The sequence below is a fragment of the Pseudoduganella violaceinigra DSM 15887 genome, from assembly GCF_000425385.1.
Taxonomy (GTDB): Bacteria; Pseudomonadota; Gammaproteobacteria; order Burkholderiales; family Burkholderiaceae_D; genus Rugamonas; species Rugamonas violaceinigra.
On record NZ_KE384359.1, the window covers coordinates 231969 to 253529 of the forward strand.

Sequence of the window (21561 nt, forward strand, 5' to 3'; positions counted from 1 at the left end):
TCTGCTCCGTCCTGGCCCGATCATGCAATCCATCGAAAACCAGTCTTTGAGGAGATACGCATGATTCGCCGGAACTTTTTGAAAGTGGGTTTTGCCGCTGTCGCCGTCGCTGCGGCGAGCGGCGCAGCGCGCATCGCAGGCGCCGCGCATGTCACAGCACAGGGAACGCGCCTGTCGCCGTACGATGCCGCGCTGCGGTCCGCAGCGGCGCGCGATGCACGCGCCTGGCGCGCCGCGCGCCGCTTCGTGTCGACCAGTGTTGGCAGAGTCGCGGTGGTCGAACGCGGCCGCGGACCGCAAGCGGCGCTCTTCTTGCATGGCCTGCCGCTGAACAGCTTCCAATGGCGCGGCGCGGTGGCGCGCCTGGCGCCGCATCGCCGCTGCATCGCGCCCGACTTCCTGGGCCTGGGACACAGCGAACCCGCGCCGGGCGCCAGTCTCGATCCGGAAGGCCAGGTCGCCATGCTGGCCGAACTGCTCGACAAGCTGGGCGCCGGCCCGGTGGATGTGGTGGCCAGCGACAGCGGCGGCGCCGTGGCGCAATTGCTGCTGGTGTTGCATCCTGAGCGTGTACGCAGCCTGTTGCTGACCAACTGCGATACCGAAATCGATAGTCCGCCGCCGGCCATGCTGCCGGTGATCGAGCTCGCCAAACAAGGTAAATTCGCGCAGGAGTGGCTGGCGCCCTGGCTGGCAGACAAGGACAAGGCCCGTTCCGCCGATGCGCTGGGCGGCTTGTGCTACGCGCATCCCGCCGCCTTGGCGGACGAGGTGTTCGAGACTTATCTACGCCCCCTGGTCGATAACCCGCAGCGCCTGCACGGCTACATCGCCGCGCTGGAACGCAACGCTCTTTACGGCATCCTGCCCGCGCTGAAAGCCAGCCAGGCGCCGGTACGCGTACTTTGGGGCATGGCGGACGGCATCTTCCTGCCGCGCGGCGCGGATTATCTCGAGCAGGCTTTTGGCAACAGCAAAGGCGTGCGCCGTATTGAAGGTGCCAAGCTGTTCTGGCCGGAGGAGCGTCCGGAGCTGGTGGCGCAGGAAGCGCTGGCGCTGTGGCGCGCCATGCAGCCGGTTTAACGCTTGCGGTAGATGCAGACGATGATATCGCTTGGGAACAGCCCCGTCAGGGGACGCAGTCCCCAGCGGATGCACACGTACTGCAGTGCCGCTTTCACGCGATGCACGTTGCCGAACATGGTCAGCCGCTGCCACAGCCCCTCTACCTTGACCGCCTCCATTTCGGTGTTGTGGCGCAGTTCGAAGCCTTCGCTTTCGACCAGCTTGGTCAGGTTGACGGGATTGAAGTAGTGCACATGTGGCGACGGCATGCCCTTTTGCCACAGGCGGTCGAATGGCCCGCGCAGACCTACCCGCGCGAATAGCTTGGACAGGCGGTAAAATAGCCCGCGGCTGCTCGGGAGATTGAGCACCAGGGTACCGTTCGGCGACAGCCGTTCATGGCAGTTGCGCAACGCCGAGCGGATGTCGGGAATATGCTCGATCACGTCGTTGAAGACGATGACGTCGAATCGTTCGCCATCGGCCAGCGCCTGGGGGAAATAGCCGATCCGTACCGGCACCCCGCGCGCGATGCACTTGGCGGCGACCGCCTCGTCCGGTTCGACACCTACCGCTTCGAATGCGCCGGTCGCCGTTTCCAGGAACCAGCCGTGGGCGCTGCCGACATCGAGCAAGGTGTGGGCGTGGGGCGCGGCAAACTGCCGTGTAAGGGCGACGATGGTGCGAAAGCTTTCCTGCCGCAGCGCTTTGAGTGAAGTCTCGCGCGCATCCTCGTCGATCTTGGCATGCTCGGCTGCATGGTTGATGGCGACCGCCAACTGCGCACTTTCATACGCGCAGTTGCGGCATGTGTGGTGCCAACTCGAAAGGCCGGCACTCAGGGGTGATTGGCATACGATACAGGTCATGCGAATTAAGATAGCATGTTTGCATGATTGAGGGATACACAAATCTTCACCATCGAAGCTGCGGTAAAATGGCAGGTTTGGATCATTCCGAGGTTTTGCAATGAAATGGACTGTTATCGGGTTTTACCTCCTGTCCGTGCTGCATATTCACTTCCGTGGCAAGGTGCGCCTGCCGATCGGCCGCCAGCTGTTCGACCACTCGTCGTTCATGGCCCCGATCAATATTTTCATGCACTGGTTTTCGCGCGTGCCGTCCACGCCCTACCTGCCGGTCGACACCTTCAAGGAGCTCAAACCGCTGGAAGAAAACTGGGAAGTGATCCGCGCTGAAGCGGAAAACCTGCTGCGCCTGCAAAAGATCAAAGCGTCGGAAAAAAACGACGACGCCGGCTTCAACTCCTTCTTCAAGAACGGCTGGAAGCGTTTTTACCTGAAGTGGTACAACGCCAGCCATCCTTCGGCGCAGGAACTGTGCCCGCAAACCTTTGCCCTGCTGCAGGGCATTCCGTCGGTGAAGGCGGCCATGTTCGCCGAGCTGCCGCCGGGCGGCAAGCTCAATCCGCACCGCGACCCGTTCGCCGGCTCGCTGCGCTACCACCTGGGCCTGGCCACGCCGAACGACGACCGCTGCTTCATCGACGTGGACGGCGAGCGCCATAGCTGGCGCGACGGCCAGGGCGTGATCTTCGACGAAACCTATATCCACTGGGCCATTAATGGTTCCGAGAGCGGCCGCATTATCCTGTTCTGCGACGTCGAGCGCCCGATGCGCTTCGGTTGGGCGCAGGCCATCAACCGCTTCCTCGGCCGCACCATGATGACCGCTGCCGCCTCCCCCAACGAGCAGGGCGACCAGGTCGGCGTGGTGTCCAAGCTGTTCCGCATTTCCTTCTACGCCGGCAAATACCGCCGCGCCTTCAAGGCCTGGAACAAGAACGTCTACAAAATCACCAAGGTTGGCCTTATTATCGGCTTGGCGGCAGCAATCTATTACATCTGAGGCGGCTCGCTGCCTCTTCACAGGAGGCGGCATGCAGCGATTCCTCGCAGGCGTCCTGGCCATCGCGCTGGGCGCCGTCACCTTCGCCGGCAACGCCGGTCCCCTGCGCGAGCGGCTGCTGGAGCGCCAGGCGGCGCGCAAGGCCCGCGCTGCCGGTCCGGCCCAAGTCCTGCGCGATATGCCCTACGGCGGCGATCCCCGCCAGCGATTCGACGTCTACCTGCCGGCGCAGGCGGCGCCCGGTGCGCCCGTGATTTTCATGGTGCACGGCGGCGGCTGGCGCACCGGCGGCAAGGCCGAAACGGCCGTGGTGGCAAACAAGGCGCCGTATTTCACGGGGCGCGGCTACGTTTTCATTTCGATCAATTACCGCATGCTGCCCGACGCCGATCCGCTGCGGCAGGCGCAGGACGTGGCGCAGGCGTTGGCGACCGCCCAGGGCCGGGCGGCCGAATGGGGCGCCGACCGGCGCCGTTTCATCCTGATGGGGCATTCGGCCGGCGCCCATATGGTGGCGCTGCTGGCGGCCGAGCCATCGCTGGCGGCGGGCAGCAGCTGGCTCGGCACCGTATCGCTCGACAGCGGCGCCCTCGATGTGCCCGACATCATGCAACAGCGCCACCTGCCGCTGTATGACGAAGCGTTCGGCAGGAATCCTGCCTATTGGCGCACGGTGTCGCCGCTGCATGTGCTGCAGCCGGGCGCGCGGCCGATGCTGCTGGTGTGTTCCACCCAGCGCGACAGCTCCTGCCGCCAGGCGCACGATTTCGTGCAGCGCCTGGGGGCCAGTGGCGCCCGCGGCGAGGTCCTGGAGCAGGCCATGAGCCACCGCGAAATCAACCTGCAACTGGGCGCGGACGGCCCTTACACCGGCGCCGTGCAAGCCTTCATCGACAGCTTGCTGGCACGCTAAAGCAGGGGCGCTGCGCCTTGCCGCACCGCGGCATGTTCAGCGGATGACGGGCGCCCGCAGGCGCGCTTCCTCGGCAGTCAGGATCCAGACGCGGTCGATGTCGCCGTTCAAATCTTCGGTATAGTTGACGACGATATTCTTGCCTTCCAGCGCGTTCGGGACCACGGTCAGGTTGTCGTCGTTGAAAATGCGCGCCGCCGGCGACAGCTGGCGCAGCTTGCCGTCGATGTAGACATCCGGCGCCGCATAGGCGGGGGTCAGCAGGCCGCGCTTGGCCTTGGGCGGGAATGGGCGTGGCTCAGCAGCCAGGGCAGGCAGGGCGATGGCGGCCGCAAGGGCCAGCAGGAAATGACGTTTGTTCATGCGCGCTAGCTTACCATGCTGGCGAACATGGCCAAAACCGCCAGCGCCATCACCAGTGTGCAGGACCACCCCAACAACCGCAAACGTCGCGACAGCGTCACATTTCCCATCACCCCGGGCCGGGTCGACAGCAGCATGGTCACCACCATGACCGGCACCGCCGCCACGCCGTTGATCACGGCGCTCCAGTACAGCGCGCGCATCGGGTCCAGCGGCAGGAAGCAGATGCCGATACCGGCCAGGGTGGCGGCCGCGATAATGGCGTAGAACTTGCGCGCCGCCAGCGGCTCCAGCTCCAGGCTGCTGCGCCAGTTGAAGGCGCCGGCCATGGCGTAGGCCGCCGAACCGGCCAGCACGGGAATGGCCAGCAGGCCGGTGCCGACAATGCCCAGCGCGAACAGGGCGAACGCCAGGTCGCCGGCGATCGGGCGCAGGGCCGCCGCGGCCTGGGCCGAGGAGCCGACCTGGAAAATGCCGTGGGCGTGCAGCGTCACGGCGGTGGTCAGCATGATCGACCAGGCCACGATATTCGAGAATGCCATGCCGATGGCGGTATCGAGCTTGATGCGGCGCAGCTGGGGGCGCACCTGGCGCGGCGCGCGGCGCAGCGGCTGGGCATCGGGATCGGCCCGCAGCTCCTCGACCTCCTGCGCCGCCTGCCAGAAGAACAGATAAGGGCTGATGGTGGTGCCGAACACCGCCACCAAGGTGGTCAGGTATTCCTTCTTCCATTCGATATGGGGCACGACGGTATGCGCCGCGACGGCGCGCCAGGGCACATCGATCACCAGCACGGTGGCCGCATAGGCCAGCAATGCCAAGGTCATCCACTTGAGCAGGCGGGCATAGCGCCGGTAGGGGACAAACACCTGCAGCAGCACCGACAGCAGGCCGAAGCCCAGCGCATGCCAGTGCGCGCGGCCGCCGGCCACCAAGTGCAGGGCGTCGCCCATGGCGGCCAGGTCGGCCGCGATATTGATGGTATTGGCCGCCAGCAGCAGGCTGACCAGGGAGTACAGCAGCCAGGCCGGGAAGCAGCGGCGCATATTGGCCGCCAGCCCGCGCCCGCTGATGCGGCCGATGCGGGCGCTGGTTTCCTGGATGCCGACCATCAGCGGATAGGTGAACAGGCCGAACCAGAGCATCCCGAAGCCGAACTGGGCCCCGGCCTGGGAATAGGTGGCGATTCCGCTGGGGTCATCGTCGGCCGCCCCTGCGATCAGCCCCGGGCCGAGCTTGTCCAGCCATGATTGGCGCTGCTGTTCCATGCCCCGATCTTAGCGAAGGCCCAGTTTGCCATCTGTACGGCCACTAACTTCAAATTAGCAAGCCCCGGCTTGCTTTCTGCGAGCTTCCCAGGCGGCGAGGTCTCTTTGGTAGCGTTCCAGTTCTTCGTCGTAGAGGTCGAGCACGCACCAGGTGCAGCCGCTGTGGCAGCAGTCGTCCGGTCCTGGCTGGGCCGGCGGCTGGGGCTTGGGGTCCGGGTGCCTTGCCATCATTCTTCCAGCGCCAGCAGGGCCTGGTTGCGGCCGCGCTGCTTGGCGCGGTACAGCGCTTCGTCGGCCAGGCGCAGCAATTGCTCCGGACGGCTGTGCTCGGTGGGCACCAGCACTGCCACGCCGATGCTGATCGTGACGTGGCCGAACGGCGAAGCGTCGTGCGGCAGTTGCAGCAGCGACAGTTCGCTGCAGATGGTGTGCGCCACGCCGATGGCGTCGGCGCCGGGCGTGGCCACCGACAGCAGCGCAAATTCCTCGCCGCCGTAGCGCGCCACCAGGTCCGAACTGCGCCGGCCGTGCTCGGTGATCACGCGCGCCACCGCGCGCAGCGTGGCGTCGCCGGCCAGGTGGCCGTAGCGGTCGTTGTATTTCTTGAAGTAGTCCACGTCCAGCATCGACAGCGCCAGCGGCTGGCCGGTGCGCGCGGCGCGCCGCCATTCCGCTTCCAGGGCGAGGTCGAAACCGCGCCGGTTGCCAACGCCGGTCAGGCCGTCGGTCTGGCTCAGCGCTTCGAGCTTTCGGTTGGAGTCTTCCAGTTCGGCGGTGCGGGCGGCGACCTGCTGCGCCAGCTCGGCCTGCAGGCGCGTCAGGCGGCGGATGCGCCAGCGGTACAGGCTCCACAGGCTGCCCAGCAGTAGCACGGCGGCGCCGCTGCGGAACCACAGCGCTTGCCAGAACGGCGGCGTGATGGTGACGTTGAGCGTGGCCGCCGCTTCGCTCCAGCTGCCGTGGTGGTTGGCGGCGCGCACGCGGAACACATAGCGGCCCGGGTCGAGGTTGGTGTAGGTCGCCACGCGGCGCTCGGCGTCGGTTTCCTGCCAGTCGGGGTCGAAGCCTTCCAGCTGGTAGGCGTAGCGGTTCTGCGACGGCTCGGTGTAGTGCAGGGCGGCGAATTCGATGGTGAAGGCGCTGGCCTGGGACGACAGCACCAGGCCGGTCGGCGCGGTCAGCGGCCCTTCCAGCCGGGCCTGGTCGCGGAAGCGTCCTTCGCGCAGCGAGTGGTTGAACAGCTTGATGTCGGTGATCGCCACTTGCGGCGGCACCGAGGCGCTGCGCACCTGGTCCGGCGCGATGCCGGTCATGCCGTGCACGCCGCCGAAGTACAGCTGGCCGTCTGTGCCCGGCGCCGAGGCGTTGGCGGTGAAGCCGTCGGTCATGCCGTCGGCCACGGTGAACAGCTGGGCCGAGCCGTTGCTGGGGTTAAGGCGGAACAGGCCGGCCAGGGTACTGACCCAGATCTTGCCCTTGGCGTCGGACTGGATCGCCAGCGCCTTCAGGTGCTGCACGGCGGCGGCGTGCGAGCGCAGGCGCAGGCCGCCGCCCGTCTCGTCCAGCTGCACCACACCGCGCGCGGTGCCGATCCACAGCCGTCCTTCGGCGTCTTCATGCAGCGAGACCACATTGTCGTCGATCATGCCTTCCGGACCGCCGCTGCGCAGGTGGCGGAACTTGCCGCTGCCCGGCTCCAGCAGGTCGAGCCCGCCACCATTGAATTCCGAACCCATCCACACCCGCCCCTGGCGGTCTTCCAGCACCACGCTGGTGCCGCCCACGCTGCGGCTGTGCGGATCATGCGGGTCGTGGTAGAACAGGGTGGAGCGCTCGCGCAGGGGGTCGTAGCGCACCAGGCTGTTGCCCGTGCCCAGCCAGAGCACGCCGTCGCGGCCGGGGGCGATGGCGTTGACGAAATCGCTGGCCGTGTCGCCGAAGCGGATCAGCTTGAATGTGCCGCCCGGCTGGTCCAGCCGGTTCAGGCCGTTGGCCGTGCCCACCCACAAGGGGCCTTTAGGATCCTGGTACATGCTGTAGGCGATATTGTTGCTTAGCGCGCCGGGCCGGCCGTCGGCCTGGTAGCGCCGCCGCACTTCGCCGCGCGCTGGGTCGTACAGGCCGATGCCCATATTGCCGCCCAGCCAGAGCGTGCCGTCCGGTCCGTTTTCCAGGCTCAGCAAGGCATTGCTGGCACGGCCATGGCGCCCGTCCAGGCGGTAGGGCAGGTGGCGTGTGAAGCCGCTGCTGCTCAGGTTGACCAAGGCAATGCCATCGGTGAACGAGGCGATCCACAGCATGCCGCCGCGGTCCTGCAGCATGGAGCGCAGGTTGTCGCCGGGCAGGGAATACGGGTCGTCGCTGTTGTGGCCGTACTGGTCGAAACGCCCGGCGGCGGCGTCCCAGCGCAGCAGGCCGGCCGACAGGGTGGTGGCCCACAGGGTACCGTCGCGGTCGAAGTACAGGCTGGTGACCCGGCTGTCCGGCGAGGCCACGGCGGTGCGCGTTTCCCATGGCTGGCGGCTGTCCCAGCGCAGCACGCCGGCTTCGGTGCCGATCCACAGCACGCCCTGCTGGTCGAAGCGCAGGGCGCGCACGATGTTCGGGCGGGCGTTCGGGTCCTGGCCCTTGTCCACGCGGCGGTGTTCGAACGCCGTGGCGCCGGGCGGCAGGTAGTCCAGGCCGCCCGGCCAGGTGGCGGCCCATACGCCGCCCCTGGCATCCACGGCCAGCGCATTCAGGTCGTTGCTGGCCAGGCTGGACGGGCGGGCGGGGTCGTGCACGTACTGGACGAAGGCGCCGCTGGACGGGTTGAAATGCTGCAGGCCGCCCCAGGTCGCCAGCCACATGCCATCCTGGCCGTCCGCTACGATGGCCTTGATATTGCGGCCGTTGTTTGGCACCTTGGGCGGGACGAAGGTGGTGAAATCGTTGCTTTCCCGGTTGAAGCGCGCCAGGCCGTCCTGGGTGCCGGCCCACAGGCGGCCCCGCTGGTCTTCGAACAGCGCCGCCACCCGGTCGTGCGGCAGCTTGCGCGGATCGCCCGCCTTGCTGCGGTATTTGCTGGCATGATAGCCGTCGTAGCGGTAGAGTCCATTGGACTGGGTGCCGATCCACATGAAGCCGTGCCGGTCCTGTAGCAGCGACAACATGGACGGCTCTTCATTGCCCAGCGGGCCGAGCTTGCGAAAACGCAGCGACGGCGCGACGGCCTGGGCGGCGGCGCACAGCAGGCTGCATGCCAGGACCAGCAGCAACATGATGCGGCCTGGGGGCCAGCCGCGGGCGTCGGTATCATTCATTGAGTGCGATTATAGCTGCCAACTCAGCAATAATTGAGGGGCGCGCGCCCATTCCGACCGTCTGGCGGCCGATATCGGGTATCATGCGGGGTTGGCCGCCGTTAACTTAAGAATTGTATGTCTGACATTGAGAACACCCCTGTGCAAGTAAAGTTCGCCGATTTCGGCCTGGCGCCGGAAATCCTGCGCGCACTGACCGACCAGGGCTATGTGCACCCTACGCCGATCCAGGCGGAAGCGATCCCGATCCTGTTGCAGGGACGCGACGTCATGGGCGCGGCCCAGACCGGCACTGGCAAGACAGCCGGCTTTTCCCTGCCCATCATCCAGCTGCTGCTGGCCCATGCGAACACGTCGATGAGCCCGGCGCGCCACCCGGTGCGCGCCCTGGTGCTGGCCCCGACCCGCGAGCTGGCGGTGCAGGTGGCGGAAAACGTGGCGGCCTATTGCAAGCACACCCCGCTGCGCTCGACCGTCGTCTTCGGCGGCATGGACATGAAGCCGCAGACGGAAAAGCTGCGCAGCGGGGTGGAAATCGTCATCGCCACCCCGGGCCGCCTGCTGGACCACGTGGAGCAAAAGAATATTTCGCTGGGCCAGGTGCAAATGCTGGTCATGGACGAAGCCGACCGCATGCTGGACATGGGCTTCCTGCCCGACCTGCAGCGCATCATCAACCTGCTGCCGAAGAAGCGCCAGAACCTGATGTTCTCGGCCACCTTCTCGCCGGAGATCAAGAAGCTCGCTGGCAGCTTCCTGACCGACCCGATCACGATCGAAGTGGCGCGTTCCAACGCCACCGCCGAAAAAGTGACCCAGGTGGTGTACAAGGTCGGCGAAGAGCACAAGCGCGACGCCGTCGCCCACATCCTGCGCCAGCGCCAGCTGAAGCAGGTGATCGTGTTCTCCAACACCAAGATCGGCGCCTCGCGCCTGGCGCGCGGCCTGGTGACCGAGGGCATGAAGGCGGCCGCCATCCACGGCGACAAGACGCAGCAGGAACGCATGGCGGCGCTGGACGCCTTCAAAAAGGGCGAGATTGAAGTGCTGGTGGCCACCGATGTGGCGGCGCGCGGCCTGGACATCTCCGACCTGCCGGCCGTGATCAACTTCGACCTGCCGTACAACGCGGAAGACTATGTGCACCGCATCGGCCGCACCGGCCGCGCCGGCGCTTCCGGCGATGCGATCTCGATCTACTCGGACAAGGATGAACGCCTGCTGGCCGACATCGAAAAGCTGATCAAGCAGACCGTCCCGCGCAGCACCCTGGAAGGCTTCGTGCCGGGCGGCTTCCGCAGCGACGAGCGCCATGGCGACCGCCGCCGCGACCGCACCCAGGCCGACCGCTCGGCGCCGCGCGGCCCTGAGCGCCGCGACGGCGCCCGCGGCGACGGACCGCCGCAGCCGCGCCGCGAGAAGGTCGACCCATGGTTCCTGAAACCATATGAGCCGACCCGCAACAACGGTACGCTGGCTGCTGCCGCGCCGGCGGCTCCGGCCAAGCCGAAGCAGAAGGTTGCCGCCTTGCTGGGCGGCTTGCCGAAAGGCTGAGAAACAAAAAAGGCCCGTTGATCAACGGGCCTTTTTTATATCGCTTGCTTGGCTTAGTGCTTGCCGAAGCAGGCTGGGCATGAGACGCCCGGCACGTATTCCGGCGCCAGCTGCTGGCGCGGCGTGACCACGGCACGGCAGGCGAAGCATTGCTTGGTCTCGGTCGGCTCCAGCTGCGGGTTCAGCGCGGTGCGGTAGTCGAACACGAAGCAGTCGCCGGTATAGTGGGCGCCGCCCACTTCCTCGAAATACTTCAGGATGCCGCCTTCCAGCTGGTACACATTGTCGTAGCCGATGTTCTGCATGTGGATCGCAGCTTTCTCGCAGCGGATGCCGCCGGTGCAGAAGGTCACCACGGTCTTGCCTTCGAAGTCGGCCTTGTGCTTCTCGATCACTTCCGGGAATTCGGTGAATTTGGTCAGGCGGTAGTCGACCGTGTTGTTGAAGGTGCCCACGTCCACTTCGTAATCGTTGCGGGTCTCGACCATCACGACCGGCTTGCCGTTGTCGTCGTGGCCCTGGTCCAGCCAGCGCTTCAGGTCCTTGGCCTTCACATGCGGTGCGCGGCCTTCTTCCGGACGGATCAGCGGGTGGCGCATGGTGATGATTTCCTTCTTGATGCGCACCAGCATGCGGCGGTGCGATTGCTCGGCCGACAAGCTTTCCTTCACTTCCAGATCGGCCAGGCGGGCGTCGCTGCGCACCCAGGCCAGGTATTCGTCGATATGGGCGCGGGTGCCGGACAGGAACATATTGATGCCTTCCGGGGTCAGCAGGACGGTGCCTTTCAGGCCCAGGCGCGCGCAGATCGCCTGGTATTGCGGGCGCAATTCGTCCAGCTGGTCGAGCGTGATGAATTTGTAGGCCGCAATGTTGACGTAAACGGCGGGTGCCGCGCCGGGCGTCGCAGGCGCGTTTTCAATGGTTGCTTGCATGGGATTGGTAATCGATGGAATCCGGAACAGCCGACATTATAGCCGCTCTCGGCCGCATGCTCAAATATTGGGCACCCGGCCGATCTTTCGCAGTGGGACTTGCCCGCGCGCAGCCTGCCCGGCGGTACCCTTGTCAGCGCTTACTTCTGTGCCAGTACCCAGCGCACCAGCTGATGCGCTTCAGCATCGGTCACCTGGTTGGGCGGCATCGGCACGGCCCCCCACACCCCGGAACCGCCCTGCAGTACTTTGAGGATCAGTTTATCCTCGGCACCTTTGTCATTTTTGTATTTGGCGGCGACATCCTTGAATGACGGGCCGACCAGCTTTTTCGCCATGGTATGGCAGGCGAAGCAGCTCTTCGACTTGGCCAGCTGCTCGGTGTCGTCCGCATGGGCGGCCAGCGAGGCGGACATCAGCAGGGCAGCAATTGCAATTTTCATCATGGGCTCCAAGGGCGATGGGTAAGGTGATTCTAGCCTTGCCAGAGGCAAATAGCGGCCTGATTTGTAAGCAATTATGGCGCGCCCGCGGTGGAATGGGGCAACAGGCAAGTTAACAGGCAAGTTATTTCGGCAGAACCGGCGTCCCGGCGCGCGCCGGCCCGGCTTGCGGGGTAGGAGCTAGGGTCGCTCAGGCGTTAAAATACGGGGATATTCGACTTATCCCTCCCGCCGCCCCATGAGCATTGAAACCATCGACCAGCCAGTAGACGCCGCCCCGCCCGCAGCCCCTGCCGGACCGCAATTCGTCCACCTGCGCGTGCACACGGAATACTCGATTGTCGACGGCCTGGTGCGCATCGATGACATGATCAAGGCGGCGGTCAAGGACAAGCAGGGCGCCCTGGCCGTGACCGACCTGGCGAATATGTTCGCCATGGTGCGCTTCTACAAAGCGGCGCGCGGCAAAGGCATCAAGCCCCTTGTCGGCGTCGACGTCTGGGTCAGCAACGACGACAACCGCGACAGGCCGCACCGCCTGATGCTGTTCGCGAAGAACCGCATGGGCTACCTGCAGCTGTGCGAATTGCTGTCCGAAGCCTGGCTGAACAACCAGTACAAGGGCCGCGCCGAAATCCGTACCGAATGGCTGCGCGACCTGGCCAGCAAGGACTACCCGCTGCTGCCCGGCGAGAGCGGCGCCCATGCCCTGATCGCCCTGTCCGGCGCCCACTTCGGCGATATCGGCCAGGCGATCGAGAACGGCAACCTGGAGCTGGCCGAGGCCAATGCCCGCAAGTGGGCCGCGATTTTCCCGGACGGCCATTTCTACGTCGAGATCCAGCGCGCCGGCCAGGCCAACCAGGAAGCGCAGGTGCGCCAGTCGCTCGCCATCGCGGCCAGGCTCGGCCTGCCGGTGGTGGCGACCCACCCGGTGCAGTTCCTGTCGCAGCAAGAGTTCATCGCCCATGAGGCGCGCGTCTGTATCGCCGAGGGCGAGATGCTGGCCAATGCCAAGCGCGTCAAGCGCTTCAATGAGCAGATGCGCTTCCTGACGCAGGCCGAAATGGCGGAACTGTTCCACGACTTGCCGGCCGCGCTGCAAAACTCGGTGGAAATCGCCAAGCGCTGCAATGTGGTGCTCACGCTGGGCAAGCCGCAGCTGCCGAATTTCCCGACGCCGGGCATGTCGATCGACGAATTCCTGGTGTCCGAGACCCAGAAGGGCCTGGAAGAGCGTTTGCTCCAGCTGTTCCCGGATCCGGAAAAACGCGAGAAGGAACGCCCGCGCTACGAGGCGCGCCTGAAGTTCGAGAACGACACCATCATCAAGATGAAGTTCCCGGGCTACTTCCTGATCGTTGCGGAGTTTATCCAGTGGGGCAAGAACAACGGCGTGCCGATCGGTCCGGGCCGCGGCTCCGGCGCCGGCTCCCTGGTGGCGTATGCGCTGAAGATCACCGACCTGGACCCGCTGAAATACAACCTGCTGTTCGAACGATTCCTGAATCCGGAACGCGTATCGATGCCCGACTTCGACATCGACTTCTGCCAGGAAAAGCGCGAACTGGTGATCCAGCACGTGAAGGATTTGTACGGCCGCGAGGCGGTGTCGCAGATCGCCACCTTCGGTACCATGGCGGCGAAAGGCGCGATCCGCGACGTGGGCCGCGTGATGGACTTCGGCTACAACTTCTGCGACGGCGTATCCAAGCTGATCCCCTTCAAGCCGGGCAAGCAGGTCTCGATTGCCGAGGCGATCGAGGAAGAACCGCTGCTCAAGGAGCGCCAGGAAAACGAGGAAGAGGTGCGCCAGCTGCTCGATCTGGCGCAGCAGGTGGAAGGCATCACCCGCAATATCGGCATGCACGCCGGCGGCGTGCTGATCGCGCCGGGCAAGCTGACCGACTTCTGTCCGCTGTACACCCAGGGCGGCGACGCCGGTGTGGTGTCGCAGTACGACAAGGACGACGTGGAAGCCGTCGGCCTGGTCAAGTTCGACTTTTTGGGCCTGACCACGCTGACCATCCTGGACCGCGCCGTCAACTACATCAAGGACCTCGATCCGGAAGGCGCGGCAGACTTCGACCTGGCCAAGCTGCCGCTGAACGACCGTCCGACGTACGAGCTGCTGACCAAGGCCAAAACCGTCGCCGTATTCCAGCTTGAATCGCGCGGCATGCAGGGCATGCTGAAGGACGCGCGCCCCGACCGCTTCGAAGACATTATCGCGCTGGTGGCGCTGTACCGCCCGGGCCCGATGGACCTGATCCCGGACTTCTGCAAACGTAAGCACGGCGAGAAATTCGACTATCCGGATCCGCGCACCGAAGGCATCCTGTCCGAAACCTACGGCATCATGGTTTACCAGGAACAGGTGATGCAGATGGCGCAGATCATCGGCGGCTACTCGCTGGGCGGCGCGGACATGCTGCGCCGTGCCATGGGTAAGAAAAAAGCCGAAGAAATGGCGGAGCACCGCGAGATCTTCCGCAAGGGCGCGCAGGAAGGCGGCCTGACGGTCGAAAAAGCCGACGAGATCTTCGACTTGATGGAGAAGTTCGCGGGCTACGGCTTCAACAAGTCGCACGCGGCCGCGTATGCGCTGCTGTCCTACCACACGGCCTACCTGAAGCATCACCACACCGCAGCGTTCATGGCAGCCAATATGTCGCTGGCCATGGACGACACCGAGAAGGTCAAGATCCTGGTCGAGGACTCGATCGACGTGTGCGGCCTGACCATCCTGCCGCCGGACGTGAACCAGTCGTCCTACCGCTTCCGTCCGGACGGCGAGCCGGGCAAGAAGGCCACCAAGATCCGCTACGGCATGGGCGGCGTGAAGGGCGCCGGCCAGAACGCGATCGAAGCCATCATCGCCGCGCGCGAAGCGGGCGGGCCGTTCACCAGCCTGTTCGACTTCTGCAAGCGCGTCGACAAGAAGCAGATGAACCGCCGCACGGTGGAAGCCTTGATCCGCGCCGGCGCCTTCGACTGCTTCGGCGTCGACCGCGCGGTGCTGTTCGCCTCGGTCAGCTTCGCCATGGAATACGCCGACCAGGAAGCCAAGTCGGCCAACCAGGTCAGCCTGTTCGGCGGCGAGGATTCCGACCTGGTGGCGCCGCCCGACTACGTGGCCGCCACCGCCTGGACCGACCGCGAGAAGCTGGCCGAAGAAAAGATCGCGCTCGGCTTCTACCTGTCCGGCCACATGTTCGATTCCTACCAGCAGGAAGCGCGCCGCTTCGCGCGCACCAAGCTGTCCGAACTGGAGCCCTCGCGCGAGCCGCGCATGATGTGCGGTGTGATTTCCGGCATCCGCACCCAGATGACGCAGCGCGGCAAGCTATTGATCGTCACGCTGGACGACAAGACTGCCGTGGTCGAAGTCACCGTGTACAACGAAGTCTTCGAGCCGAACAAGCATATGTTCAAGGACGACGAATTCCTGTGCGTGACGGGCAAGGTGTCGGAAGACCGCTTCTCCGGCGGCCTGCGCATTTCGGCGGAGAAGGTGTACAACATCACCGCTGCGCGCATCCAGTTCGGCCGCCAGATCGGGCTGGCGCTGCCGAAGGCGGTGCCGTCGGCCAGGCTGGCCGAAGTGCTCGGCCCGCACCGCGACGAATATGGTTTGCCGGTGTCGATGCGGGTCAAGCCGCAAGGCATCGACTGCGTGCTGCAGCTGGGCGACGAATGGCGCGTGGCGCCCTCCGACGCCTTGAAGACCGCCCTGGAGCAGGGCTTGGGCGCGCAGGAAGTGGTGATCGAATATTGAAGGTGAACTGTCGCGTATCGTGCGGCACAGTTGACAATATTTCAAGATAATCGTGGGGCGCCGCCGGCCTTTCTGCCGCGCGGTGACTACCGATTATGCTATTTAACTCATTCAGTTTCCTGTTGGGTTTTTTGCCGGCCGCCCTGATCGCTTATTTTGTGCTGGCGCGCCGCCATCCCTCCTGGGGCATTGCCTGGCTGGCGCTGGCGTCCTTCGTGTTCTACGGCTGGTGGGATGTGCGCTACGTGCCGCTGCTATTGGCTTCCGCCACCGGCAATTACGCCTGTTCGCTGGCGATCCGGCATGCGCAAGGCAAGGCGCGCCGGCGCTGGCTGGCCGGCGCGGTGGCGGCTAACCTTCTGCTGCTGGGCTACTACAAATACGCCAACTTCTTCTACACCAGCCTGACCGGCCAGCATGCCGAGGTGCTGCAAGTCGTGCTGCCGATCGGCATCTCGTTCTTCACCTTTACGCAGATCGCCTTTCTGGTCGACAGCGCGCGCGGCTTCGTGCAGGAAGGGCGCTTCATCCACTACCTGCTGTTCGTCAGTTATTTCCCGCACCTGGTGGCAGGGCCTGTGCTGCACCACAAGGAAATGATGCCGCAGTTCGCCGACCCGAAGAATGCCGTGCCGCGCGCCGATAATTTCTCGGTCGGCGGCACCATCTTCATCATTGGCCTGGCCAAGAAAATGCTGCTGGCCGACTCCCTGGCGCCGTATGCCAACGCGCTCTTTGCCGCGCCCGGCGCGCCGACGCTGCTGGTGGCCTGGGGCGGGGTGCTGGCGTACGCCTTCCAGCTGTATTTTGATTTTTCCGGCTATTCGGATATGGCGATCGGCCTGTCGCGCATGTTCGGCATCAACCTGCCGCTGAATTTCAATTCGCCCTACAAGGCAGCCAATATCATTGAATTCTGGCGCCGCTGGCATATGACCTTGTCGCGCTTCCTGCGCGACTACCTGTACATCCCGCTGGGCGGCAACCGCCACGGCGCCTGGCGCGCCCGGTTGAATCTGATGATCACCATGGTGCTGGGCGGCCTGTGGCACGGGGCCAGCTGGAATTTCGTGCTGTGGGGCGCGCTGCACGGCGCCTACCTGGTGCTCGCCCGCGCCTGGCAGGCACTGGCCGGGCGCCTGGGCTGGCGCGGCGGCAATGCCGGGCGTCTGGCCGGCTGGGCGCTGACCTTTGCCGCCGTGCTGCTGGCCTGGGTCTTCTTCCGCGCGGCGGACCTGCCGTCGGCGCTGCGCATCGTCGCCGGCATGGCCGGGCAGCACGGCGTCGCGCTGCCCGATGCCGTCGGCAGCCGCCTGGGCGCCCTGGGCCAGTGGCTGCTGCAGCATGGCGTCGGCTGGTCCCTGGGCGGCGGCGCGCAATTCATCGAGACCTGGAGCTGGGTGGCCGCCGCCGGCCTGGTGGCATTCTGCGCGCCCAACACGCAGCAAATCATGCACCGCTTCGCACCCGCGCTGGACCATGACGGCCTGGCGCCACCGGCGCGCCTGGCATGGGTGCCGGTGCAAAGCCATGCGCTGATGACCGGCATGCTGGCGGTGCTCTGCCTGCTGGCCTTGGCGCGCCCCAGCGAATTCCTTTACTTCCAGTTCTGACCATGGCGCGCCATCCCTATCGTCGCTACCTGCTGAGCCTGGCCAGCGCCATGCTGGCGGGCATCCTCCTGGTGGTGGCCACCGTGCTGGTGGCCGACCCCTATGGCTTGTACGGCATGCTGCGGCGGCCGGGCCTGAATGCCGACAAGCCTTCGCCCAAGCGCTTTCGCAATGAGATCAAGCTGGCCGGCGCGCGGCGCGTCGCCGCCACCCAGTTCCTGCTGGGCAATTCGCGCGTGGAAGTCGGCTTCGACCCGGACAGCCCGCAACTGGGCGGCGGCGCCTATAACCTGGGCCTGGCAGGCACCGGCACCATGGTCGCCGCCGGCCAATTGCAGTACTTGCGCCAGTCGGGCGTGCGGCCCGCGCGCGTCATTGCCGGCATCGATTTCCATGATGCCTTGCTGCGGCCGGGCCAGCGCAGCGTGCGCGAGCAGCCGATCATGCCGGCCGCCGGCTGGGCATGGCGCTTCGAAAGCCTGTTTTCCCTGGGCGCGCTGCGCGATGCGGCGGCCACCTTTGCCATGCAGGGCGACCGCGAGGCGGAAAGCATGACCGGGCGCGGCCTCAATCCCCTGCGCCAGTACGAAACTTTCGCGCGCCACGACGGCTACTACAAGATCTTCCGCCAGCGGGCCGAGGAAAGCGCCGCCGCGCTGGTGGCCAAGGCGGCCGGCAAGCTGGACCGCGAGGGCGTGCAGGACGAACTGCGCGCCTTGCTGGACGCCGCGGCGAACGGCAATCCGGGCGTCGACCTGCATTTGATGGTGTACGCTTACCATGCGCAGATGCTGGCGCTGTACGAGGCGAGCGGGCTGTGGCCGCGCTTCGAGGAATGGAAGACCTTGCTGCTGCAGGAAGTGGAGGCCGCGCGCGCCCGTTACCCGCAGGCGCGCATCGTGGTGCATGATTTCAGCGGCTTCGGCGACTATAATTGCGAAGCCATCCCCGGGCCGGGCGAGCAGGGCGCCACGCGCTGGTATTGGGAGGCGGGCCACCAGAAGCCGGCCCTGGGGGAGGAGATGATGCGGCGCATGCTGGGCGGGGCGCCGGCCGACGGCTTCGGCATGGCGCTGACCTTGCAGAATCTGGAACAGGACCGCCGCCGCATTGCCACCGAACGCCGCCGCTGCATGGCGGCGCAGCCGGCGCTGTTCGCCGAGGCTCGGCAGCTGGTCGCGCAGGCGGCGCGGCGCCAGTAAAACAGGAAGCATGATATGGAAATGAAGCGCATCAATGCAGGCAAGCTGCGCGCCATCGGCTACGACGAGCGCGCCAGAATGCTGCGCGTCGAATTGGACGACGGCAGCGCCATCGACTATGACGGCGTGGGGCGCGATATCTGGCAGCGCCTGTCCACCACGGGCAGCGCGTGGAGCTTCTACCGCGACAATATCGAGGAAGAATTCACCGGCCGCAAGGGGCGCGCCAAGCCGCAGGCCGGCACCCGCCCCGCCGGCCTGGACGAGCTGTTCGGCGATTGATTCTGCCAGCCGACAAGCTTACATGTCTTTCAGCCCGGTGATGGCGTAGCCTTTGCTGCCCATTTGCTGGGTCAGCCGGTCAATGTGGTAGGCGGGCAGGCCTTGCACATCGTCGTCGACTTCCAGCGATTGCTCGGCTGGCAACCAGTCGGTATTGATGGCTTCCTGCGGGATGGGTTTGCCCTCTGGTACGGCGAGGTATGAAAAAATGCCGTCATGTTCGGCACGACGATAGATATCCAGGCGCATCTTCATCTCCCTTCAACTAGTCCTACGCACAGGCTGGCGTAACGCTTTGATTCTACTCCGCTTGCATGGCGCTGGCCATGCAAGTTTAGCGGCTCAGGGAGCGCAGTACCTCATAATTGATCTGGGTCATCAATTCGTGGCGGCGGCGCACTTCGGCCCGTTTCTTTGACGGAACTTCTTCCAGATCCGGCTCCTGCAGCGGCGCACAGGCCATTTGCCAGTCGCCATCGGCGCGCTGGTCGGCGCCCAGTTCCTGCCACAGGCTGTCATAGTCCGCCTTGACTTTGCCCTTGCGCAGCGACTTGCCGCAGACTGTGCGGTTCAAGTTACCAACCAGAACCAGGTGGTGGCAGCCGCGCGCATGGCCCAGCTGGCTTGCCAGGCGCACCAGCAGGTTTTTGGGGCGCAGGCCGTGCAGGTCGCGTGTCGCTTCGCGCGCCAGGTCCAGCCCGGCGCCGCATTGCGGACCTTGCACGCAGCCGATGCCGACCTGGCGCAAGTCGCCTTCCTGGACAAAGGAGAAGGCCAGCGAATACACCAGGCTTCCCTGGCACATCAGCTGCAGCACCAGTTCGCCTTCGCGCTCCATGGGGACGACGGCGCGCAGTTCGATGGTATAGTGGGCGCCCGATTTTCCCGTAAAGCTAGCGAGCTGCAAGCCGTCGCGTGCCGCCTTGACCACGGCATCGCCCAAGCCCTGCTGGACGATAAAGCGGTAGTGGTCGCCCAGTGCGGCCAGGCGGCGCCGGCGGCACAGGCGTTTGCTGAGCCAGGGGCGGTAAATCTTGTGGATCAGGCGCGGCTGTGCCGAAGCCAGTTCGCGCAAGGCCGGGTGGGAGTTGAGTAATTCCAGCCAGCCGCGGGTCAGGCGGGGGGCCGTGATGGCGCGTGCATGCAATTTCACGGCAGCGGTCATCCGGGACAGGGTCGACTTCGGTTCCAGGCCGGAACGCAGTGTAATTGCGCGCAGATACATTGGCTTATTTCTTTGAAACAGTACGTTACAATCTGACCATCGTAAATGGCCTGAATTGCCACTGCAATACTGTAATTTTACTTACGTGTTTCACTTATTACTTTCCCTAAGTCAACATATGTTTCGCCTGGGCTTAATTTAATAGTAAACAAATTAGATACGTTAAACACTTAGTTGTGTTTTTTTCTTATGCGTTTTGCATTTTTGCTGCCGGCCGCCGGCTTCATCGCCGCCTACCTCCTCTTCGACTGGGTCAGCTATGTCGAACCGCTGCTCGGCCTGAATATCACGCCCTGGAATCCGGACACCGCCCTGGGCCTGGTGTTCTGGCTGGTCTATGGCAGGCGCGCGGCCCTGCCGTGGTTCGCCGCGCTGGTGGCGGGCGATGTGCTGGTGCGCGGCATGCCGGGCGGCATGGCGGGCACCCTGCTGAGCGCCGCCTGGCTCACCTGCGGCTATGGCCTGCTGGGCGAAGCGCTGCGGCGCGTCCTGGGCGGCGAAGCGGTCTTCAGTTCGCGCGGCGGTTTCTACCGCTGGCTGCTGATGGTGGCGGCTGGCACCTTGCTCAATGCCGTGGTCCATATCAGCCTGCTGGCCTGGCTGGGCATGGTGCCGTGGAGCGCATGGCTGCGCGCCGCCTGGCGCTTCGGCTTCGGCGACATGGTGGGCGTGGTGGTCAGCATGCCGCTGCTGTGGAAGCTGGCCGACCCGCAGGCCAGGGCGCAGTTGCGCGAGGCCGCCTGGCAGCCGGAGACGCTGGGCTACCTGGCCCTGGCGACCTGCGTGCTGTGGGCGGTGTTCGGCTATATCGTGACCGCCGAATTCAAGCACTTCTATTTCCTGTTCCTGCCGCTGATCTGGGCCGCCTCGCGCCAGGGCGTGAATGGCGCCGCGCTGGTGGTGTTCGTGCTGCAGCTGGCGATCGTGACCCTGATCCGCATCAACCATGCCAACAACATCACCGTCTCCGAGCTGCAGATGCTCGACGCGGTGCTGGCGCTGGTGGGCTTTTTCATCGGCATCGTGGTCGACGAGCGGCGCCGGGTGGCGGAGGAGCTCAAACAGACCTTGCGCCTGGCGGCCGCCGGCGAAATGGCGGCAGCGCTGGCGCATGAACTGAACCAGCCGATGACGGCGCTGGCCGTGTACGGCAAGGCTTGCGAGCACCTGCTGGCGCGCGGCGAGGCCGGCGACCTGCTGAAAAACGCGATCGGCCAGATGATCAACGAATCGGCGCGCGCGGCCGACGTGGTGCGCCGCCTGCGCGACTTCTTCCGCACCGGCGCCATGCAGCTGGAGACCGTCGGTGCTTCGGCCCTGTTGGCGGGCATCGTGCAGCAGTTCCGGCCGCAGTTCGCCGAGCACGCGGTGCAGCTCACGGTGTCGGATGTGGCGCCGCTGTCGGTGCAGGTCGACCGCCTGCAAATCGAGCTGGTGCTGCGCAACCTCTTGGCCAATGCCCTGGACGCGGTGCGCATGCGCCCGGCCGGCCAGCGCAGCATCGCCGTGACGGCGGAGAATATCGGCGGCAAGCTGCGCTTCACGGTGGAGGACAGCGGCAGCGGCCTGACGCAGGAGGCGGCGGGGCGCCTGTTCGAGCCCTTCGTCTCGACCAAGGCCACCGGCATGGGGCTGGGCCTGGTGCTGAGCCGCTCCATCGTGGAGGCCCACGGCGGAACTTTATGGGCTGAAGTTGCCGCCCACGGCATCTTTCGATTTATACTGCCGGCGCTGGACTCTGGAGAATAG

Annotated in this window: 18 protein-coding genes; 9 read left to right on the forward strand and 9 right to left on the reverse strand. The window is 65.4% G+C overall.

The features are described 5' to 3' along the window. Positions 1 to 60: 60 nt before the first annotated feature. Positions 61 to 1083 (forward strand): alpha/beta fold hydrolase, encoded by a 1023-nt coding sequence (locus tag H597_RS0126020; RefSeq protein WP_028104688.1) that lies wholly within the window; start codon positions 61 to 63, stop codon positions 1081 to 1083. Here the strand turns inward: H597_RS0126020 and H597_RS0126025 are convergent. Beyond that, on the reverse strand, positions 1080 to 1844 hold the full coding sequence (locus H597_RS0126025; RefSeq protein ID WP_229632247.1) for a class I SAM-dependent methyltransferase: 765 nt from the start codon (positions 1842 to 1844) through the stop codon (positions 1080 to 1082). The genes H597_RS0126020 and H597_RS0126025 overlap by 4 nt on opposite strands. Positions 1845 to 2034: 190 nt before the next feature. Between H597_RS0126025 and lpxO the strand changes: the two genes are divergently transcribed. Then, complete coding sequence (lpxO, locus tag H597_RS0126030; RefSeq protein ID WP_028104690.1) at positions 2035 to 2934, forward strand: lipid A hydroxylase LpxO; 900 nt, start codon at positions 2035 to 2037, stop codon at positions 2932 to 2934. Between the two features lie 31 nt (positions 2935 to 2965). Further along, a complete protein-coding gene (locus H597_RS0126035; protein WP_028104691.1) occupies positions 2966 to 3847 on the forward strand; it encodes an alpha/beta hydrolase in 882 nt (293 codons plus the stop codon). Positions 3848 to 3883: 36 nt separating this feature from the next. Here H597_RS0126035 and H597_RS0126040 read toward each other — a convergent pair whose 3' ends face one another. From H597_RS0126040 to H597_RS0126050, 4 genes are read right to left on the reverse strand one after another with little or no spacing between them, the layout of a single operon-like run. Continuing rightward, positions 3884 to 4210, reverse strand: a complete 327-nt coding sequence (locus H597_RS0126040) for a hypothetical protein (protein ID WP_028104692.1) — start codon at positions 4208 to 4210, stop codon at positions 3884 to 3886. Between the two features lie 5 nt (positions 4211 to 4215). After that, on the reverse strand, positions 4216 to 5478 hold the full coding sequence (locus H597_RS0126045) for an NRAMP family divalent metal transporter (protein ID WP_028104693.1): 1263 nt from the start codon (positions 5476 to 5478) through the stop codon (positions 4216 to 4218). Positions 5479 to 5532: 54 nt separating this feature from the next. Then, positions 5533 to 5709, reverse strand: coding sequence for an oxidoreductase-like domain-containing protein (locus H597_RS34430; RefSeq protein WP_083941292.1), 177 nt, complete (start codon positions 5707 to 5709; stop codon positions 5533 to 5535). Then, positions 5706 to 8780, reverse strand: coding sequence for a ligand-binding sensor domain-containing diguanylate cyclase (locus H597_RS0126050; protein ID WP_051294114.1), 3075 nt, complete (start codon positions 8778 to 8780; stop codon positions 5706 to 5708). The genes H597_RS34430 and H597_RS0126050 overlap by 4 nt, the downstream gene beginning before the upstream one ends. A gap of 117 nt (positions 8781 to 8897) precedes the next feature. Here H597_RS0126050 and H597_RS32550 point away from each other — a divergent pair, with 117 nt between their 5' ends. Then, positions 8898 to 10334, forward strand: coding sequence for a DEAD/DEAH box helicase (locus H597_RS32550; protein ID WP_035375279.1), 1437 nt, complete (start codon positions 8898 to 8900; stop codon positions 10332 to 10334). A 53-nt stretch (positions 10335 to 10387) separates the two neighbouring features. Here the strand turns inward: H597_RS32550 and H597_RS0126060 are convergent, their stop codons facing one another. Both H597_RS0126060 and H597_RS0126065 read right to left on the reverse strand, forming a co-directional pair. Beyond that, complete coding sequence (locus H597_RS0126060; RefSeq protein WP_051294115.1) at positions 10388 to 11269, reverse strand: sulfurtransferase; 882 nt, start codon at positions 11267 to 11269, stop codon at positions 10388 to 10390. Between the two features lie 140 nt (positions 11270 to 11409). Continuing rightward, positions 11410 to 11715 carry a c-type cytochrome gene (locus H597_RS0126065; RefSeq protein WP_371850746.1) on the reverse strand — a complete coding sequence of 102 codons (306 nt, stop codon included), beginning with the start codon at positions 11713 to 11715 and terminating at the stop codon, positions 11410 to 11412. 235 nt (positions 11716 to 11950) lie between these two features. Between H597_RS0126065 and dnaE the strand changes: the two genes are divergently transcribed. From dnaE to H597_RS0126085, 4 genes are all read left to right on the forward strand, one after another. Then, on the forward strand, positions 11951 to 15490 hold the full coding sequence (gene dnaE / locus H597_RS0126070; RefSeq protein WP_028104697.1) for a DNA polymerase III subunit alpha: 3540 nt from the start codon (positions 11951 to 11953) through the stop codon (positions 15488 to 15490). A gap of 122 nt (positions 15491 to 15612) precedes the next feature. Next, a complete protein-coding gene (locus H597_RS0126075; protein WP_307581102.1) occupies positions 15613 to 17103 on the forward strand; it encodes an MBOAT family O-acyltransferase in 1491 nt (496 codons plus the stop codon). Positions 17104 to 17105: 2 nt separating this feature from the next. Continuing rightward, on the forward strand, positions 17106 to 18305 hold the full coding sequence (locus H597_RS0126080; RefSeq protein ID WP_028104699.1) for a hypothetical protein: 1200 nt from the start codon (positions 17106 to 17108) through the stop codon (positions 18303 to 18305). 15 nt (positions 18306 to 18320) lie between these two features. Then, the gene (locus H597_RS0126085; RefSeq protein ID WP_028104700.1) at positions 18321 to 18587 is read left to right on the forward strand and encodes a KTSC domain-containing protein; all 267 of its coding nucleotides are present in this window, start codon (positions 18321 to 18323) and stop codon (positions 18585 to 18587) included. Between the two features lie 18 nt (positions 18588 to 18605). Here the strand turns inward: H597_RS0126085 and H597_RS0126090 are convergent, their stop codons facing one another. Both H597_RS0126090 and H597_RS32555 read right to left on the reverse strand, forming a co-directional pair. After that, positions 18606 to 18836, reverse strand: coding sequence for a DUF6139 family protein (locus H597_RS0126090; protein WP_028104701.1), 231 nt, complete (start codon positions 18834 to 18836; stop codon positions 18606 to 18608). An 85-nt stretch (positions 18837 to 18921) separates the two neighbouring features. Continuing rightward, positions 18922 to 19812: a DUF535 family protein gene (locus H597_RS32555; RefSeq protein ID WP_051294116.1), complete on the reverse strand. Its 891-nt coding sequence runs from the start codon at positions 19810 to 19812 to the stop codon at positions 18922 to 18924. 189 nt (positions 19813 to 20001) lie between these two features. On the opposite strand from H597_RS32555, the gene H597_RS0126100 reads away from it, so the two are divergent. Next, positions 20002 to 21561: a sensor histidine kinase gene (locus tag H597_RS0126100; protein ID WP_051294117.1), complete on the forward strand. Its 1560-nt coding sequence runs from the start codon at positions 20002 to 20004 to the stop codon at positions 21559 to 21561.